22 protein-coding genes and 2 tRNA genes are annotated in these 17407 nt (G+C 68.3%); 4 read left to right on the forward strand and 20 right to left on the reverse strand.

What is annotated here, in order from left to right:
- Window positions 1-340 precede the first annotated feature (340 nt).
- The 15 genes from jaqu_RS18530 to jaqu_RS18600 all read right to left on the reverse strand — a co-directional run bounded on the left by jaqu_RS18530 (window position 341) and on the right by jaqu_RS18600 (window position 9660).
- Window positions 341-417: transfer RNA gene (locus jaqu_RS18530), tRNA-Asn, on the reverse strand.
- Window positions 415-489: transfer RNA gene (locus jaqu_RS18535), tRNA-Trp, on the reverse strand. Before jaqu_RS18535 ends, jaqu_RS18530 begins: the two co-directional genes overlap by 3 nt.
- Before the next feature lie 263 nt (window positions 490-752).
- Window positions 753-1244: a hypothetical protein gene (locus jaqu_RS21910; RefSeq protein WP_052501073.1), complete on the reverse strand. Its 492-nt coding sequence runs from the start codon at window positions 1242-1244 to the stop codon at window positions 753-755.
- A 277-nt stretch (window positions 1245-1521) separates the two neighbouring features.
- Window positions 1522-1755 carry a hypothetical protein gene (locus jaqu_RS18545; RefSeq protein WP_043920505.1) on the reverse strand — a complete coding sequence of 78 codons (234 nt, stop codon included), beginning with the start codon at window positions 1753-1755 and terminating at the stop codon, window positions 1522-1524.
- Window positions 1752-2981, reverse strand: coding sequence for a tryptophan synthase subunit beta (gene trpB, locus jaqu_RS18550; protein WP_043920506.1), 1230 nt, complete (start codon window positions 2979-2981; stop codon window positions 1752-1754). Before trpB ends, jaqu_RS18545 begins: the two co-directional genes overlap by 4 nt.
- 21 nt (window positions 2982-3002) lie before the next feature.
- The gene (locus jaqu_RS18555; protein WP_043920507.1) at window positions 3003-3452 is read right to left on the reverse strand and encodes a GNAT family N-acetyltransferase; all 450 of its coding nucleotides are present in this window, start codon (window positions 3450-3452) and stop codon (window positions 3003-3005) included.
- On the reverse strand, window positions 3449-4084 hold the full coding sequence (locus jaqu_RS18560) for a phosphoribosylanthranilate isomerase (RefSeq protein WP_236687899.1): 636 nt from the start codon (window positions 4082-4084) through the stop codon (window positions 3449-3451). The genes jaqu_RS18555 and jaqu_RS18560 overlap by 4 nt, the downstream gene beginning before the upstream one ends.
- 31 nt (window positions 4085-4115) lie before the next feature.
- Window positions 4116-4508, reverse strand: a complete 393-nt coding sequence (locus jaqu_RS18565; protein ID WP_043920509.1) for a LapA family protein — start codon at window positions 4506-4508, stop codon at window positions 4116-4118.
- A gap of 45 nt (window positions 4509-4553) precedes the next feature.
- A complete protein-coding gene (gene ihfB, locus jaqu_RS18570) occupies window positions 4554-4838 on the reverse strand; it encodes an integration host factor subunit beta (RefSeq protein ID WP_043920510.1) in 285 nt (94 codons plus the stop codon).
- Between the two features lie 245 nt (window positions 4839-5083).
- On the reverse strand, window positions 5084-6763 hold the full coding sequence (gene rpsA, locus jaqu_RS18575) for a 30S ribosomal protein S1 (RefSeq protein ID WP_084630047.1): 1680 nt from the start codon (window positions 6761-6763) through the stop codon (window positions 5084-5086).
- Window positions 6764-7246: 483 nt separating this feature from the next.
- A complete protein-coding gene (locus tag jaqu_RS18580; RefSeq protein ID WP_043920511.1) occupies window positions 7247-7786 on the reverse strand; it encodes a polysaccharide deacetylase family protein in 540 nt (179 codons plus the stop codon).
- Between the two features lie 117 nt (window positions 7787-7903).
- On the reverse strand, window positions 7904-8236 hold the full coding sequence (locus tag jaqu_RS18585) for a hypothetical protein (protein WP_043920512.1): 333 nt from the start codon (window positions 8234-8236) through the stop codon (window positions 7904-7906).
- A 4-nt stretch (window positions 8237-8240) separates the two neighbouring features.
- The gene (locus tag jaqu_RS18590; RefSeq protein WP_236687900.1) at window positions 8241-8858 is read right to left on the reverse strand and encodes a (d)CMP kinase; all 618 of its coding nucleotides are present in this window, start codon (window positions 8856-8858) and stop codon (window positions 8241-8243) included.
- Entirely contained in the window at window positions 8855-9265 is a 411-nt protein-coding gene (locus jaqu_RS18595; RefSeq protein WP_043920513.1) for a GFA family protein, read from the reverse strand. Before jaqu_RS18595 ends, jaqu_RS18590 begins: the two co-directional genes overlap by 4 nt.
- Window positions 9262-9660 carry a GFA family protein gene (locus jaqu_RS18600; protein WP_043920514.1) on the reverse strand — a complete coding sequence of 133 codons (399 nt, stop codon included), beginning with the start codon at window positions 9658-9660 and terminating at the stop codon, window positions 9262-9264. The genes jaqu_RS18595 and jaqu_RS18600 overlap by 4 nt, the downstream gene beginning before the upstream one ends.
- Before the next feature lie 95 nt (window positions 9661-9755).
- On the opposite strand from jaqu_RS18600, the gene jaqu_RS18605 reads away from it, so the two are divergent.
- Window positions 9756-10283, forward strand: coding sequence for a P-loop NTPase family protein (locus tag jaqu_RS18605; RefSeq protein ID WP_043920515.1), 528 nt, complete (start codon window positions 9756-9758; stop codon window positions 10281-10283).
- A gap of 9 nt (window positions 10284-10292) precedes the next feature.
- A complete protein-coding gene (locus tag jaqu_RS18610) occupies window positions 10293-10823 on the forward strand; it encodes a DUF1203 domain-containing protein (protein ID WP_236687901.1) in 531 nt (176 codons plus the stop codon).
- Between the two features lie 93 nt (window positions 10824-10916).
- Here jaqu_RS18610 and jaqu_RS20875 read toward each other — a convergent pair whose 3' ends face one another.
- Complete coding sequence (locus tag jaqu_RS20875; protein WP_052501074.1) at window positions 10917-11180, reverse strand: hypothetical protein; 264 nt, start codon at window positions 11178-11180, stop codon at window positions 10917-10919.
- A gap of 62 nt (window positions 11181-11242) precedes the next feature.
- Between jaqu_RS20875 and jaqu_RS18620 the strand changes: the two genes are divergently transcribed.
- Window positions 11243-11548, forward strand: coding sequence for a metalloregulator ArsR/SmtB family transcription factor (locus jaqu_RS18620; RefSeq protein ID WP_043920516.1), 306 nt, complete (start codon window positions 11243-11245; stop codon window positions 11546-11548).
- A 66-nt stretch (window positions 11549-11614) separates the two neighbouring features.
- On the opposite strand, the gene aroA is transcribed toward jaqu_RS18620, so the two are convergent.
- Together aroA and jaqu_RS18630 are read right to left on the reverse strand one after the other, a co-directional pair.
- Window positions 11615-12958 carry a 3-phosphoshikimate 1-carboxyvinyltransferase gene (aroA, locus tag jaqu_RS18625; RefSeq protein ID WP_043920517.1) on the reverse strand — a complete coding sequence of 448 codons (1344 nt, stop codon included), beginning with the start codon at window positions 12956-12958 and terminating at the stop codon, window positions 11615-11617.
- 247 nt (window positions 12959-13205) lie between these two features.
- Window positions 13206-13808, reverse strand: a complete 603-nt coding sequence (locus jaqu_RS18630) for a GNAT family N-acetyltransferase (RefSeq protein WP_043920518.1) — start codon at window positions 13806-13808, stop codon at window positions 13206-13208.
- A gap of 56 nt (window positions 13809-13864) precedes the next feature.
- Between jaqu_RS18630 and jaqu_RS18635 the strand changes: the two genes are divergently transcribed.
- Window positions 13865-14914, forward strand: a complete 1050-nt coding sequence (locus jaqu_RS18635; protein ID WP_043920519.1) for an MBL fold metallo-hydrolase — start codon at window positions 13865-13867, stop codon at window positions 14912-14914.
- A gap of 499 nt (window positions 14915-15413) precedes the next feature.
- Here jaqu_RS18635 and jaqu_RS18640 read toward each other — a convergent pair whose 3' ends face one another.
- On the reverse strand, window positions 15414-16472 hold the full coding sequence (locus tag jaqu_RS18640; protein WP_043920520.1) for an ABC transporter ATP-binding protein: 1059 nt from the start codon (window positions 16470-16472) through the stop codon (window positions 15414-15416).
- A complete protein-coding gene (locus jaqu_RS18645; RefSeq protein WP_043920521.1) occupies window positions 16453-17271 on the reverse strand; it encodes an IclR family transcriptional regulator in 819 nt (272 codons plus the stop codon). The genes jaqu_RS18640 and jaqu_RS18645 overlap by 20 nt, the downstream gene beginning before the upstream one ends.
- Window positions 17272-17407: the final 136 nt, after the last annotated feature.

The following is a 17407-nucleotide window of genomic DNA, read 5'->3' on the forward strand; positions in this document are numbered from 1 at the left end:
TGCGGTTGGGGCCGCGGATGCGGCGGTGATCCGGCTCGGGACCGGAATGGCGGGGCCCTCGGACAGGGGGCGGAATGGGTGGGCGCCCGACGGCCTCCGATGACGCGGTCCGGGCGACCCGGGCGGAGCGGCGGCGGCAGGGCCCCGACGAGGCACCCATCGGCACCCGGCACGGAACCCGGCCACACGCGTCACGTCCAAAGCGGCCGCGAACCGTGGCAGAGGCGGGCAGGATCCCCTCTGGCCCCGAAGGGCCGTCGGTTCCCCGGCCGGCGCCCCCGCACGGGACCGCCGGACACCCGGTATGGTGACACCTTGGAGAGGTGTTCTGGCGTTTCAGGCCAGTGCGACGGGAGTCGAACCCGTGACAGCTCGATTAACAGTCGAGTGCTCTAACCAACTGAGCTACGCATGTGGTGAAAACGGCGGGAATCGAACCCACGACCCCCGGACTTGGATCCGGTGCTCTTCCATCTGAGCTACGTCCTCTCCCGCCTCCGCAACCGGGCCCCGGCATACAATCCGGACAGGGTCCGGCTGTACCGCGGGAGGCCCTTCAGAGGCACCTCCCCGCGCTGGGATCACCGCTCGATGGCGACGGGAGGCGCCGGATAGGCCGATCGCGGGATTCGGAGAACCGGGAAAATTACCCCAGGGAAATGTGCGTGATCGAAAAGCCACAGTCCGGCCCGGTGACGGGCCGGAACGTGGCTCCGGATGGATCGGGGCCGGACTAGCCATGGCCCGAACTCCTAGCTGCGACCTTTTCCCTTGCCGCCGCCGTTTCCGCCACCATTACCGCCGCCATTGCCGTTCCCGCCGCCCTTGCCGCCGCCGTTCCCACGGCCGCCACCTCTGCCACCGCGGTCGCCCCGCGCCTCGCGGGCCTCGTCACGGGCGGACCGGCGTTCGGCATTCCGAAGATGGGCCGCCATCGCCGTCTCGAGTCCCTTCAGACCCGGAAACGCTTCGGCCATCTCTTCCTCGGTCATCTCCTCACCGTCCTCGCTGAGGGTCATCTTCGCGGCGAGTTTGTCGTAGACCACGATGAGCTGGCGGGAGCCGTTGGTCAGACGGTACTCGGTCGAGGCAAGCCGGTCACGGATCGACACTTCGGTCATCCCCTCATCCCTTGCGATATCGACAACTTCCTCCGTGACCTCCTCGACGGGGTCGGCGGTGGCGGCGAAGGGCAGCGCCATGAGCAGCAGGACGGCGGCGGGGCGAAGCAGGGGCACAGACATTCTCGGTCTCCTCGAACGGGGTATACAAACCGACTCCAACCTGCGGTTGGGACCGTTCGGCCCGATGGCGGAAGACGGGCGCATGAGGGGCAGATTGTTCGGACCCCTCGCATCAGTTGCTTTCGATCATCGCAACGCGTGCGGCATGGCGCAGACCCCGCAGCGCGATTTCTGGAGATGCGTCGACGGGCTCCAGAGACTGGATCTCGCCCAAGACCGGCGCGCCGAGTGAGCCAATGCCGGCGGCGCTAGATGGCCCTCGACAGGACCGGACGCGTCACGCGTCCTGCCGCCGACGGATCACCATCTTCCGGCGCGCCTCACAGGCCGAGCAATACCCTGCGACGCTCTGCTCCGAGGCGGCACGCCAGCGCAGGCCGCCGGCTTCCCAAAGGTCGCGGGACCGGCCGCAGGTCCTGCACGCGACTTCCCATTGGCGGGTCTCGGTCTCCAGATCGGCGAACCAGCGCGCGGGCAGCACGGCGCGCAGGATCTTCTGCGCCGGACTCATGCGCCGGACATGTCCCAACCCAAAGCGCGGGCGACGGTGAAGATGTCCTTGTCGCCCCGCCCGCACATGTTCATGCAGATGATGTGATCCGCCGGCAGGTCGGGCGCGATCTTGGCGACATGCGCCAGCGCGTGCGACGGCTCCAGCGCCGGGATGATCCCCTCGGTTTCGCAGCAGAGCTGGAACGCCTCCAGCGCCTCCGTGTCGGTGATCGAGACGTATTCGGCGCGGCCGATATCGTGCAGCCAGGAATGCTCCGGCCCGATGCCGGGATAATCGAGGCCCGCACTGATCGAATGCCCCTCCAGGATCTGCCCGTCCTCGTCCTGCAAGAGATAGGTCCGGTTGCCATGCAGCACGCCGGGCCGCCCGCCGGTCAGCGAAGCGCAATGCTCCATCTTCTCGTTCACGCCCTTGCCCCCGGCCTCGACGCCGATGATCCGCACGTCCGTGTCGTCGAGAAAGGGATAAAACAGGCCCATTGCGTTGGATCCGCCGCCGATGGCCGCGATGATCGTGTCGGGCAGGCGGCCCTCGGCCTCCTGCATCTGGGCCTTCGCCTCGGTTCCGATGATGGCCTGAAAATCGCGGACCATCGCCGGATAGGGGTGTGGCCCCGCGACGGTGCCGATGCAGTAGAACGTGTCGGCCACGTTCGTCACCCAGTCGCGCAGGGCGTCGTTCATCGCGTCCTTCAACGTGCCGCGCCCGCTGGTCACGGGCACGACTTCCGCGCCCAGCAGCTTCATGCGGAAGACGTTGGGGGCCTGACGCTCCACATCCGTGGCGCCCATGTAGACGATGCACTTAAGGCCGAATTTCGCGCAGACGGTCGCGGTCGCGACGCCGTGCTGTCCGGCGCCTGTCTCGGCGATGATGCGGGTCTTGCCCATGCGCCGCGCCAGGATGATCTGGCCCAGCACGTTATTGATCTTGTGCGCGCCGGTATGGTTCAGCTCGTCGCGCTTCATGTAGATCTTGGCGCCGCCCAGACGCTCGGTCAGCCGTTCGGCGAAATAGAGCGGGCTGGGCCGGCCGACATAATGCTTCCAGAGGTGGTCCATCTCGGCCCAGAAGCTGTCGTCGGTCTTGGCATGCTCGTATTGCCGCTCCAGCTCAAGGATCAGCGGCATCAGCGTCTCGGAGACGAAACGCCCCCCGAACTTGCCGAACCGGCCCCGCTCGTCGGGGCCAGTCATGAATGAGTTGAGAAGGTCGTCGGGCACGGCCACGTCCTCTGGGCTGGGTCAGAGAAGTCGACGCTTAAATCCGATGTGTGAGGGCGTAAAGCCACGCGCTTCGTAAAAGCTCCGCGCGCGCTGACGGGTCGCATCGCTGTGAAGCTGCAGGAGCGTGCACCCGGCAGCGCGCGCCCGGCTTTCGGCGTCCTCGATCAGCCGAGTTCCAATCCCCGTCCCCCGCAGGTTGCTGGCCACCCGCACGCCTTCGAGATGTGCGCGCCGGGCCGCCCGCAGGGAGATGCCCGAGATGAAGGTGATCTGGTAGGTCGCGACGATGCGGTCGGGACTCTCGCCCACGATCAAGAGGCTCATCCCCTCGTCGATCATCCGATCGTATCCTTCCTGGTAGACGGACAAGGGCGCGACCTCGCGAGAGGCACCCAACTCGTCGTCGGACAGAAGATGCAGAACGGCTTCCAGGTCTGTCCGGTCCGCAACGCGGAAACGGACCTTCACGCGTTCGCCAGGGCCGCGACGAAGGCCGCGATGCGGCTCGCATCCTTTTCACCCGGTTCGGTCTCGACCCCCGAAGAGACGTCGACCTGCCGGGCACCGGTCAGCCGGATCGCTTCGGCCACGTTGTCCGGCGTCAGCCCCCCGGCCAGCATCCACGGACCGTTCCAAGTGCGCCCGGCGATCAGCCGATGGTCGAAGCCGACACCGTTTCCGCCCGGCAGATCAGCGCCGGCGGGTGGTTTGGCATCCACCAGGATCTGATCGGCGACCCCCTCGTACTCGGTGATACGGTCCAGATCGGTCTCGTCCCTGACGCCGATCGCCTTCATCACCGGCAGGCCCGTGCGGGTTCGGATCTCGGCCACCCGCGCAGGGCTTTCGCGCCCGTGCGCCTGGATCATGTCCAGCGGCACGGTCTCGACGATCCGGTCCAGCGCAGCGTCATCGGCATCCACCGTCAGCGCGACCTTCGCCAGTCCGACCGGTGCGTGGACGGCCAAGGTCCGTGCATCTTCGATCGAGACGTTCCTCGGCGATCTCGGAAAGAAGACGAGGCCCATATAGGCCGCTCCCGCCCGCGCGGCGGCATCGACATCCTCGATGGTCCGTAATCCGCAGATCTTCGCGCGCATGCCCGTCCGGGGCCGCGAGACACGCAGCATGTCAGGTGTTGCGTTCGACCAGCGCCAGGACGTCGTCCTGTTCGGTCGGGCCGCGCTCCTTGGCGAGCTGACGCTCCAGCCGCTCCTTCTCGGCGCGCTGGCGGGCAGCCTCCGAGCGGTGCTTGTGCTCTCGCAGCCATTCCCAGGTGAAGCCGATGGCAAGGCCCATCGCCGCCGAGGCCAGGATCACGACGAAGAGCGGGATGCCGTCGATGCTGAACGGCTGGTCACCCGGCGCGCGCGGTGCAGCATCGGCGCCTTCGAACACGTAGCTCGCCGCGTCGGCCAGAACGCCCGGCAGGAAGGCGACGCTGACGGGCTGAAGATTCGCCAGCGCGAAGACCAGCAGGACGAAGCCGAGGAAGCCGAGGAAGAGAGAGCGCAGAAAACTCATGCCGATCGACCTAGCTGCCGGGGCAGACGCTGTCCAGCGCCGCCGTCAGTCCTTGCCGTTCAGGCGGTCCCGCAGCAGCTTGCCGGCCTTGAAGAACGGGACATGCTTCTCTTCGACTTGCACGGCTTCGCCCGTGCGGGGGTTCCGGCCGACGCGTGCATCCCGCTGCTTCACCGTGAAGGCGCCGAAGCCTCGCAGTTCAACACGGTCGCCATTCGACAGCGCCTCTATGATCTCTTCGAAGATCGCGTTCACGATTTTCTCGACATCTCTCTGATAGAGGTGGGGGTTTTCGTCGGCGATCTTCTGGATCAGCTCGGAACGGATCATCGGAGGCTCTCCCGGGTGCCTGTAGGGTCCTGCAGGTAATAAACGCCATACCGCCTTTGCATTCGGTTCGAAACGGAGAACCCATCGAAATTCGCGCTGGTTCCCGACTTTTTTGACCAGCGGTTAAAGTCTGACATACGCAGACCGCTGGTAGTACGTCCGTTGCGTACTTCCCCAAGGTCAACCCTCGGAAGAAAAAGGCCCCACGGCGAACCGCGGGGCCTCTCTTCGTCATGTCGTAAGGCTTAGTCGTCGCCTTTGAGAGCCGCGCCCAGGATGTCGCCCAGCGACGCACCCGAATCGGACGAGCCGTACTGCTCGACCGCTTCCTTCTCCTCGGCGATCTCGCGGGCCTTGATCGACAGGCCAATGCGATGGTTCTTCGAGTCGACATTGGTGACGCGGACATCGACCTTGTCGCCGACGCCGAAGCGCTCGGGCCGCTGGTCGGCCCGGTCACGCGCAAGGTCCGAGCGGCGGATGAACGACTTCATGCCCTCGTAATCGACCTCGATGCCGCCATCCTCGATCTTGGTGACCTCGACCGTGATGACAGAGCCGCGCTTCACGCCGCCCAGCGTCTCGGCATATGGGTCGCCACCGACCGCCTTGATCGAGAGCGAGATCCGCTCCTTGTCGGTGTCGACCTCCGTGACCTGCGCGCGGACGATGTCGCCCTTGCGGTAGTCGCCGATCACGTCCTCGCCGCGGCCTTCCCAGGTCAGGTCGCTGAGATGGACCATGCCGTCGATGTCGCCGGGCAGGCCGACGAACAGACCGAACTCGGTGATGTTCTTGACCTCGCCCTCGACCTCGGTTCCCGGCGGGTGGCTCTCGGCGAAGACTTCCCACGGGTTGCGCTGGGTCTGCTTGAGACCCAGGGACACGCGGCGCTTGGCGGTGTCGATCTCGAGGACCATGACGTCGACTTCCTGCGACGTGCTGACGATCTTGCCCGGATGGACGTTCTTCTTGGTCCAGGACATCTCGGAGACGTGGACCAGACCTTCGACCCCGGCTTCCAGCTCCACGAAGGCGCCGTAATCGGTGATGTTCGTCACGCGACCCTGATGCACGCTGCCCAGCGGGTACTTGGCGATCACGGTATCCCACGGATCTTCCTGAAGCTGCTTCATGCCCAGGGAGATACGATGGGTCTCCTTGTTGATCTTGATGACCTGCACCTTGACCGTCTCGCCGATCGACAAGATCTCGCGCGGGTCGTTGACCCGGCGCCAGGCCATGTCGGTGACGTGCAGCAGGCCGTCCACACCGCCCAGGTCGACGAACGCACCGTACTCGGTGATGTTCTTGACCACGCCGTCGACATTCTGACCCTCGGCCAGGTTGGCGATGACCTCGGCGCGCTGCTCGGCACGGCTCTCCTCGAGGATGGCACGGCGCGAGACGACGATGTTGCCGCGGCGGCGATCCATCTTGAGGATCTGGAACGGCTGCTTGAGACCCATCAGCGGACCGGCGTCGCGCACGGGGCGGACATCGACCTGAGAGCCGGGCAGGAACGCCACGGCGCCGCCCAGATCGACGGTGAAGCCACCCTTGACGCGGCCGAAGATGGCGCCCTCGACGCGCTCTTCCTTGCCATAGGCTTCTTCCAGGCGATCCCAGGCGGCTTCACGCCGGGCCAGATCGCGGGAAATGACGGCTTCGCCGCGCGCGTTCTCGACCGAGCGGAGGAAGACCTCCACCTCGTCGCCGATCTCGACCTCGGGGGCCTCGCCGGGATTCGCGAATTCCTTGAGCTCGACGCGGCCTTCCATCTTGTAGCCGACGTCGATGATGGCCTGGCCCGCCTCGATGGCGATGACCTTGCCCTTGACCACCGACCCCTCGGTCGGCGTGTCGATTTCGAGGCTTTCGTTCAGGAGGGCCTCGAACTCCTCCATGGATGCGTTCTGCGCCATGTGGCTGTCTGTTTCCTATTCATCGGTTTTTGACTGGCCGCGCGGTTGTCTCCGCCGGTCTTTGGGTTGGTCTGGTGAAAGCGCGGACCGGGCGGCCAAGGGCCGCGTCGGATGCCGCGCTGTCGGTGGACGCGCGCGATATGGCGGAAATACGGAACATTTGCAACCGGGCACCCAACCGGCTTCGAAGCCGGTTGCGCCTCGCGTCGAAGCTGGTTGGTCAGCGCAGGACTTGGCACGCGAACCTCACAGGGTCGCGATTGCTAAAGATCATGAAGGTCGTTGCAGCCTCGACCGCGCGAAATCCAAGGCGATGCGGTTCGGCGACGAAGCGATACCGAGCGGGATCGCGCACCACATGGCCTGCCCCCCCGTATCGGCCGCGATCCGGATCAGGAGAGTTGTCCGAGCCAGCGTTCGGGCGAGGGATGATCCGGGACCGGTCTCATGCGCCGTCCCTACTCGCCCTGGATCAGCGGGACCTCAAAGCTCGCGCCCGCGCTCCTGGAGCCGCTCCAAGAGCTTGCGTTGTTCGCCCGCGCTGTCCCCCCGCCCGAACTGTCCTGCGCCAGAGGTGAACAGCGTCCCATAGGTCGTCGCAGCGTTCACCGTCTGGCCGATCCCGGAGACGAGTTGATCGTCCCGCAACGGAGAAAGCGGATGGATGAACACCGCCCAGACCCGCCCCTCGGCCACCGCATAGCGGGCATCCAGCGCGCTGTCGAAATTGGCCTGCATCATCCGTGTCAGATCCTCCTGCGTCAGCCCCTCGGCCGAACGGATCGGCACCATCGCCCGCATCCGGTCGGCGCGCGGGTCCGAGATCACAAGGACGGGCACGTCCTCGATGGTCAGGCGCACCGCGCTGCCGGCCTGCTCCGCCTCCGGGTCGAGCCGCGACAGCACCTCCACCATCCGGTCCAAGGTCATCCGGTCCTGCGCCGCGGCCCGCGACGGGATGGCGGCGAAGGCGGCACCGATCAGGACGGCAGCAAGCAGCAATGCGGGGACGAAGCGGGGCATGGCGATCTCCGGGCGGTTCCACGACCAGCCTAGCGGCCCCCCACCGGCCGGGAAACGCACGATCCGGTGAGCGGGTCAGTCGAGCCGCGTCAGAACGGGCCGCACACCGGGCGACCGTTAGAGCGCGATCCCGACGACGCTGGAGAAGAGCGAGGCGCCGGTCTCGATCCGGATCCGCGCCACCTCGCCTTCCGCCAGATCCACGACGATCGGGTCGCTCGCCATGTCGAGCATCTCGACCTCGACCATCCGGCGTCCCGGCGCGACTTCGATCAGGGCGGCCTCGTCGGGGGCAAGGGTCTTTCGCGCAGCGCCGTCGACGAACAGGCGGCACTGCACGAACGGCCCCCGGATCCCGTCGCGCGTCCGATGGACGAGGATGGCGGCGCCTCGGCCGAGAGCCGGGGCGTCCGGCGCACAGCGCAGACCGAAGGGAGCCCATCGCGCCAAGCCCCTACCCCGCCGGCAGCGCCGAGCCGACGATAGCGATGGCGGCGCCGACGGCCTCCTCGATGCTCATCTCGGAGGTATCCAGGACGACCGCATCCTCGGCTGCGACCAGCGGCGCGTCCGCGCGGCCCATGTCGCGCGCATCACGGGCCAGCACGTCCTCCAGCACGCCTTCGCGCGTCAGCGTCGGATCCTTGTCGATCAGTTCCTGAAACCGCCGTTCCGCGCGCACTTCCGGACTGGCGGTGACATACAGCTTCACCTCGGCGGCGGGCGCGATCACGGTGCAGATATCGCGGCCGTCGAGCACCGCACCCCCTTCACGCCGAGCGAAGTCGCGCTGGAAGTCGGTCAGGGCCGCGCGCACCTCGGGGATCACCGCGACCCGGCTGGCGGCCGACGCGATCTCCTGCGTGCGCAGGTCGGCCTCCAGATCCGCCGGGTCCAGCGCGCGCGCCGCCTCCGTGGGGTCCGCCCCCCGCAACACCTTCGCCCCGACCGCCCGGTAGAGCAGTCCCGTATCCAGATGCGCCAACCCGAAATGGGCGGCGACGGCCCGACTGACCGTGCCCTTGCCCGCCGCGGCGGGACCGTCGATGGCGACGGTGAAGATCCGGGTCACGACGTCACCACGGTCGTGAGACCGGGATCGGCGCCGGGAACCTGGCGCGGATGGTCGATCGCGTCCCAGGCGGGACGGCCTGCGCAGAAGATATGCCCCTCGACCGACAATCCGGTGGGCCGGTCAAGGGCCCCAGCCATGATCGACAGATGGCTGCCTGGCCCGTCCCAGAAAAGGTTCGCTCCGCAGGTGCCGCAGAACCCCCGCAGCGCCTCGGCCGAAGAGCGGTACCACGTCACCTGTCCCTCGATCACGACCCCGTCGCGCGGCGCGGCGGTCGCGGCGACATGATTGCCGGTCGCCTTGCGGCACTGCCCGCAATGGCAGGCGATCACCGGACGCAAGGCGCCGGACACCCGGAACCGCACCGCGCCGCAGAGGCATCTACCCGTCACGACCGCGCTCACGGCGCCACCTCTTCCGACCGGCGCCCGGTGCGCCAATGCGGCCGCCCGTCGTCGATCCGGTACCAGTCGCCCCGGTCCGCGTAATGCAGGTGACCGTCGAGCGGCAGGTCCTCCGCCCCGTCCAGCGCGCCCGCCGAGACGTAGGCCATCCCGTCACCTTCCTCCCAGAAGAGGTAGCTGCCGCAGGACCCGCAGAACCCTCGGCGTCCGGTCTCGGACGACGCGTACCAGCGGGGCGTCCCCTCCATCCGGATCGCCGTCCAGGGCACAGGCGTCGCCATCGCGTAGTTCCCCGTCGACTTGGAGCACTGCCCGCAATGGCAGGCCGTGACCGGTCCCGGCACCTCATCGATCTCGAACCGGATCGCGCCGCAGAGGCAGCTTCCTTTGACCATCTCTCATCTCCTCGCCTGCGGCGTATCGGCTGGACGGCGGGGTGTGAAGCCCCACCCCTTGCGGTGAAGGCGCCGACGGGGGACCGTCGTCCCGCATGGAGCGGGTAATGATCATAGGCCAACCCGGCGCGGGCAAGTCCACGCTGGCGCGCGAGATGGGGCGGATCCTCGACCTGCCGGTCTTCCATATCGACCACATCCACTGGATGCCCGGTTGGCGGGAACGCCCGAGGGAGGACAAGACCCGCCTGTGCCGCGAGGTCCACGCCCTCGACCGCTGGATCTTCGAGGGCGGCCATTCCGTCACCTGGCCCGAGCGGCTGGCACGCGCCGACATGCTGGTCTGGATCGACCTGCCGATCTCGCTCCGGCTCTGGCGCGTCACTCGGCGCGGCCTCCGGAAAGAGCATCGCCCCGACCTGCCCGCCGATTGCCCCGAACGGCTGGACCCCGAATTCCTCCGCTGGATCTGGGCCACCCGCCACAGCGCCCGGATCAATTGCGCCCGGCTGTTCCAGGGTGCGGGCGATGACAAACGCCGCTTCCACCTGCGCAATCCGCGCGCCGTGCGCGGCTTTAGCGTGGCGCTCGCCTACGCCCGGCGGAAAGGCACGCTCGGCTGAATCCGCAGGATGCGGGTCGCTGAGGACCATGACCCGGGGCAGATCACGGGCATCCCCAATCCGGAGCGCCCCATGACCTTCCAGATCCACGCTTTGTCCCCGGCCCCCTTCGCCGATCTTTTCGGCCTGTCCGATGCGGAGCTTGCCGCCCGCAATGCCCGTCGCGTCGTCGTCGATGCGAAACCGGGCGCGCCCTGCCGCGTCAGCCTTCGGGATGCAGAGCTGGGGGAGACGGTTCTCCTCGCCAATCACGTCCATCTCGACGCGGCCTCTCCCTACCGCGCCTCGCACGCCGTCTATGTCCGGGCGGGCGTGGAACAGGCCGATCCCGCGCCCGGCGAGGTGCCCGCCATGATCGCGCGCAGGGATCTGTCGCTGCGCGCACTGGATGGCGACGGGATGATCGTGGATGCCGCCCTCATGCCCGGCTCGAAAACCGCCGAGACATTGGGACGAATGCTGGCGGCACCGCATGTCGTCGAGGTCCACCTGCACTTCGCAGCGCGAGGCTGCTACGCGGCGCGGGCGACCCGTGCCTGACTGCGTCTCGAACCGGCGGCAGCGGCTCTCTCGCATGGTCCCGCCGGGACCGTGAAGCGGGCCGCTTGGCGCAGCTCGCTTCGCACAGGTCCCTCAGGCGGGGGCAACAGTGTCGACGGAGATGGGCGACCCGTCCCGGTCCCGCGCCTGTCGGGTCCGGCGGTCCGCCCCGCGTCGCCCGTCTTCCTTGCCGTGCACCTGAACCCTGCTGGCCTTCTTGAACCGGGCAAGCACGAACATGCCGAAGAAGTGCATGATACCGAGCACTACGACCGCCAGACCTACTTTCGTGCTCAGGAACTCGACCGAGGTCACGGCATCCGTCGGCTTCTCCCCATACCGGAGCGCGAGGGTCACGAGTTAGAAAATCAGTCAACAGGCCAATCAGGGGCCGTGGAAATCTCTCGCAGAGGTCGACGATGGATAGTGTCTTCCAAGCTCTCGCATCGGCGCCCAGGCGCAAGATCCTCGCCTATCTTTCGGCGAAGGACATGACCGCGGGCGGTATCGCCCCGCGCTTTGACATGTCGAAGCCGTCGATCTCCAAGCATCTCCGCATTCTCGAGAGTGCCGGCCTCATCAAGAGGGAGAGGAAGGGCCAGTTCATCAAACACTCTCTCATCCGCGAAGACCTCGCCAAGACGTTGAACCGCTTCGTGCAGGAGGTGTGTCCCGTCGGGCGCCCGCTCGGGAATGAAAGCCATATCCTCGTGCGCAAGGGGTAAAGACCGCCTGACGCGGCACGGGCGGCTGCACGGGAGTCGTCGCCGCCCTTCCCGCTCAGGCCGCGATCATGCTTCCGAGATCAGCGCGGCCCCAAGGCCGCCCATCAACTCGCCGAAAATCGGAAAGGACGTCGCGATGGCGCCCGCATCGTCCACGGTGACAGGGTTCTTCGACGCCATGCCGCAGATCAGGAACGACATGGCGATCCGGTGATCCAGATGGGTGGCAACGGTGGCGCCGCCCTCGACCCCGCCTATGCCGCGTCCGTCGACCTCCCACCAATCGGCGCCGTCACGCACCTCCACACCGCAGGCGCACAACCCGGTCGCCATGGCGTCGATGCGGTCGCTTTCCTTGACGCGCAACTCGGCCACGCCGCGCATCACGGTCGTGCCAGAGGCATTCGCCGCGACGACCGACAGGATCGGGTATTCGTCGATCATGCTCGCCGCCCGCTCAGGCGGCACCTCGACGCCTTTCATGTCGGGCGAAAAGCGCGCGCGCAGGTCGGCGACAGGCTCTCCCCCCTCTTCGCGAGGGCTCTCGTAGGTCAGATCCGCGCCCATCTCGCGCAGGGTCTCGAACAGCCCCGCCCGCGTGGGGTTCAGCCCGATATTCGGCACCAGCACATCCGAGCCCGGCACGATCAGCGCGGCGCAGACCGGAAAGGCGGCCGAGGACGGGTCCCGCGGCACGGCGATGGTCTGCGGCCGCAACTCGGGCCGGCCGACAAGCGTGACGGTCCGCCCCTCCGGGCTGTCCGCCACATCAATCTCGGCCCCGAACCCGGCCAGCATCCGCTCCGAATGGTCGCGGGTCGCCTCGCGCTCGATCACGACGGTCTCGCCGGGTGCGTTGAGCCCGGCCAGAAGCACCGCCGACTTGATCTGCGCGCTGGCGACCGGCGTGGTGTAGCGAACGGGCACCGGATCGGAAGCACCGACGACGGTCATCGGCAGCCGCCCACCCGACCGCCCGAAGGCCCGCGCGCCGAACAGCGCCAGCGGATCCGTCACCCGCGCCATCGGGCGCGAGCGCAGGGAGGCATCGCCGGTATAGGTCACCGCGAAGCCATGGGTCGCCGCCGCCCCCATCAACAGGCGCACGCCGGTGCCGGAATTGCCGCAATCGATCACGTCTTCGGGCTCCATCAGCCCGCCCACCCCGACGCCATGCACGTGCCAAGTCCCGTCCCGCTTCTCGACCTGCGCGCCGAAGGCCCGCATGGCGGCCGCGGTGTCCAGCACGTCCTGCCCCTCCAGGAGTCCCTTGACCTTCGTCTCCCCCACCGCCATCGCGCCCAGGATCAGCGCGCGGTGACTGATGGACTTGTCGCCCGGCACATGCGCCTCGCCGGTCAGCGGGCCCGCGGCGTGGGCGGTCATCGGGGTGGCGGGGCCGTGGCTCATGGGTCGCTCCGGGATGGGACGCGGGCGGCATAGACCGGCGTGGAGGCAGGGTCCACCGGCCCGCTCCCGAGGCACGTCGCCCCTGCGGCCGATCCGACCGCCCCCGCCCGGACCGGCGGCAAATCCCCGGCCTTCTTCTCGGCCCAAATACTCCCGCCGGAGGCATCCGCCGAACGCAGCCCGGACGGACCGGGCGGACCAGAGCCTGCGCCCTGCGCCCGCCCGTCGCCGCTGCGTCTGGATCCCGTCACCTTGCCAACGGAACGTGCGGCCCGGCCTCCCGCGGCAGAATGCCCGCCAGCCTCGGGTCGCGCAGGACCTCGACCTCGGTGCCGCAGACGGCGAACCCGGTGCGCCGGTAGAAATCCAGCGCCCGTGGATGATCCAGCGTGCAGGTATGCACCCAGAGCCGTTCAACCGGGCGGGCAAAGATCGCATCCAGTGCGCGCTCCATCATCCAGCGGGCCGCCGTCGTGCCCTGCAACGCTCCGGTCAACCCGAAGAAGGCCAGCTCCGCCTGCGGCATCTCACGGAAGTCCAACTCCAGAAGTCCAACCGCCCGCCCCTCCCGCTCCAGCGCGAAGACCTCCACGTTTGGATGGTGCAGGATCGCGCCGAGCGCCCCATCGTCCATCGCCAGCCGCGACTGCCAGAGCCAAGGTCCGCCCACCTCCGCAAAGAGCGCCCGGTACCATCCCAGCTCCGGCGTCTCGACGCTCCGCAGCCGCACGCCTTCGGGGGCCGCCACATCCTCTCGCGGTGCGGGGCGGGCGCGCATCTCCAGATGGGTGACGATCGTGGCCAGATGGCCGGGCGGGACGGCGTGGAAGCCGGGGGCGAGCTCGGGCATGGGCCTCGCATAGCCGCGCGGTTTGCAACCCGCCAGCCCGGACCTATCTTGGCGCGATGACCAACCGCCGACGCTTCCTGAAATTCGGCTCGCTCGGCGGCCTGCTGGGCGCGGCCGCCTGTGCGGTACAGACCGACGGCCGCCGCAATCCCTATTATTCCGGCCCCGTCAGCGATCATTTCGACGGGACGCGGTTCTTCAATCCGGGCGGCACGCCGCTGAAGGGGGTGGGCGACCTTCTGCGCTGGCGGTTCGGGTCCGATCAGGCGGACTGGCCCTCGGCGGTCCCGGTCCGGCAGACGCGCCCCGAGCCGCGCGTGACCGACCTGCGCGTCACCATGGTTGGGCACGCCACGCTGCTGATCCAGGCGGGCGGCCTGAACCTGCTGACCGATCCGGTCTGGTCCACCCGCGCCTCACCGTTCAGCTTCGCGGGACCCGCCCGCGTCACCGCACCCGGCATCGCCTTCGAGGCGCTGCCCCCGATCGACGCGGTCCTGCTGACCCACAACCACTACGACCACCTGGATATAGAGACGCTGCGCCGCCTTCATGCCGCGCACCGCATGCCCGTGATCACGCCGCTCGGGAACGACACGATCCTGGCGGAGGCCATCGAAGGCATCGACGTCCGCCCCGGAGATTGGGGCGACATGCACGACGTGGGCGATGCGCGCGTAACGCTCACGCCATGCCATCACTGGTCGGCGCGGGGCACGCGCGACCGGCTGATGGCGCTCTGGTCCGCCTTCCTGATCCAGACGCCGGCGGGCCGCATCTTCCATATCGGCGATACCGGCTTCGACGACGGCCGCCCGTTCCGCGGCCTGCCCGAGGACATCCGTCTCGCGATCCTGCCCATCGGGGCCTACGCCCCGCGCTGGTTCATGAAGCCGCAACATCAGGACCCCCGGGAAGCGGTCGAGGGCTTTGCCATCACCGGCGCGCGCCATGCGATCGGTCACCATTGGGGCACGTTCCAACTGACGGACGAAGCCCGCGAAGAGCCGCCCGCGACGCTGACCGAGGCGCTCGCCGCCAAGGGGATCGCCCCCGACCGCTTCCGACCCCTTGGCCCCGGAGAGGCCTGGGACGTCCCGGCCTGATCGGCGGGACCCAGACGTCGCGGCGACGCGGTCGCATCAGGGTGCAGACCTCTCCACGCGACCTGTCCGGAATGAGAGGCCGGGATGCCTCCGGCGGGAGTAATTGGGCCGAGAAGAAGGCCCCGGACAGGATGGCTGGCCGAGCCGTTCGCGACCTTCGCTCGGACCGGACCCGATCGGGATATGCCGCGCGCGATCGCCCGGTCCCGTCAGGCGCGGGGTATCCCTCCAGCGGCCCGCGCTGCGCCGCATTCCCGGCCAGATGGCCGACACGGCCGATCCGAGCGATTCCCCGCGCGAGGCAGGATCCCGGCGCGAGACGACTGGCGGCAGATTTTCGCAGGGCGGCGGCACCAGTGCCGATCGCCCCATGGATGGCGCGGACGGGCCAGCAACCGCGCGCGGTCTTAACCTTCTTCGCTTCTGAAATATCCCGGAGAGCGCGAGAGGCAGAGCCTCTCGCCGGATCGGTCGGGGCTCGATGCCCCGACCGATCCGTCTATCTCAGCCGCCGCTCGGTCGCCGCGTCGAAGACCATGGCGCGCTCGGGGTCGAGGGTCAGACCGACCCTGTCGCCGGCCGAAGACCGGAGGTCCCCGCGCTCCTCCACGATGATCTTCTCGCCCGTATCCGACGTCAGATACGCGTAGCTCACGCCGCCCAGCGCCTCGGTCAGGTCCACGAAATGAGTGTCGCCCGCGGGGTCGACCGCCAGATGTTCCGGCCGCAACCCGAGCAGCACGTCCGTCCCGTCCGAGGGCAACGTCACCGGCGGCGCGACCGTCATGTGCAGCGCCGCCACCTCGATCGCGCCGCCGCGCACGATCCCGGCCACGAAGTTCATCGACGGTGAGCCGATGAAGCCCGCCACGAACCGGTTGTCAGGATCGCGATAGAGCTCCAGCGGCGCGCCCGCCTGCTCGATCACCCCGTCGCGCAGCACCACGATCTTGTCGGCCAGCGTCATCGCCTCGACCTGATCGTGGGTGACGTAGATCATCGTCGCCCCGATCTCCTTGTGCAGCCGCGCGATCTCCACCCGCATCTCGACGCGCAACTCCGCATCGAGGTTGGACAAAGGCTCGTCGAACAGGAACACCTCAGGCCCCCGCACGATGGCGCGCCCGATCGCGACCCGTTGGCGCTGGCCGCCTGACAGCGCGGCAGGCTTGCGCTTGAGGTACTCGTCCAGCTTGAGGATCCGCGAGGCCTCGGCGACCTTGCCCTTGATCTCCGCCTTCGGATGGCCGGTCATCTTCAGGCCGAAGCCCATGTTCTCCTCGACCGTCATGTGGGGGTAGAGCGCGTAGGTCTGGAACACCATCGCCACGCCGCGGTCCGCGGGCTCCGCGCGGGTGACGTCGCGGGCGCCGATGCGGATCGTGCCGGTGGTCGTTTCCTCCAGCCCCGCGATCATCCGCAGGAGCGTCGACTTCCCGCAGCCCGAAGGCCCGACGAAGACGCAGAACTCCCCGTCGGCAATCTCCAGGTCGACCCCGTGGATGACCTGCACGTCGCCATATCTCTTGACGACCTGTTCAAGCGTGACGCCAGTCATGGCGCTCCTCCCTCTCGTCGGGGAAGCGCCAGTCGCGCAGGTCCCTCGTGATGTCGTCGGCCGCGCGGCGCAGGCGCGGGATGTGCGCCTCCAGCGCCGCGGCCGGGATCCGGTCGGTCGGCCCGGTGATCGAGACCGCGCCCTGCACCCGTCCTCCCGGGCCCAGCACCGGGGCGGCGATACAGGCGATGCCCGGCTCGTGCTCCTGCCGGTCGCGGGCGACCCCCTCCGTGCGGATGGTGGCCAGTTCGACGCGCATCGCGTCTGGATCGGTGATCGTCGTCCCGGTGAAGCGGTGCCAGGATTGCCGCGCCAGAGCGGCCTCCAGCTCCGGCTCCGGCAGGAAGGCCAGCATCGCCTTGCCGACGCCCGTGCAATAGGCGGGTCCGACCTTGCCCGCCTCGGAATACATCTGGACCGGGCGCGCCGCATTGCGCTTGTCGACATAGAGCACGGCGCCCCCGTCGAGCTGCGCCAGGTGGACCGTCTCGCCCACATCCGCCGACAAGGCGTCCAGATGCGGCCGGGCGATGGGGGCGAGGCTCGACTGCGCCCAGGCGGAATGGGCCATGCGCACCAGGCGCAGACCCGGACTGTAGGTCCCGCGATCCGGATCGAGGTCCAGCATCCCCTGGCTGACCAGCGTCTGAAGCAGCCGGTAGAGCGTGGCCTTGGGATAGGGGCTGTCCTCCAGCAGCGCGGCGAACCGCACGGGCCGGCCCGCGGCGGCCACGGCGTCGAGCACGGCCAGCGCCTTGCCCACTGTCCCGTCCCCGCTCTGTCGGTTCTCGACGTTCAACCGCTCGCCCTCCCCGCGATGGCTGTTGACACGCTAGGCGATTCCGCGGACAGTTTTCAATATAAGAAACCCGGTTCCGATATGTGAAACCTCTGGAGGAGGGGCGGGCCGGGCCACAGGGAACCAACGGGAGGAT

This window comes from Jannaschia aquimarina (assembly GCF_000877395.1).
GTDB lineage: Bacteria > Pseudomonadota > Alphaproteobacteria > Rhodobacterales > Rhodobacteraceae > Jannaschia > Jannaschia aquimarina.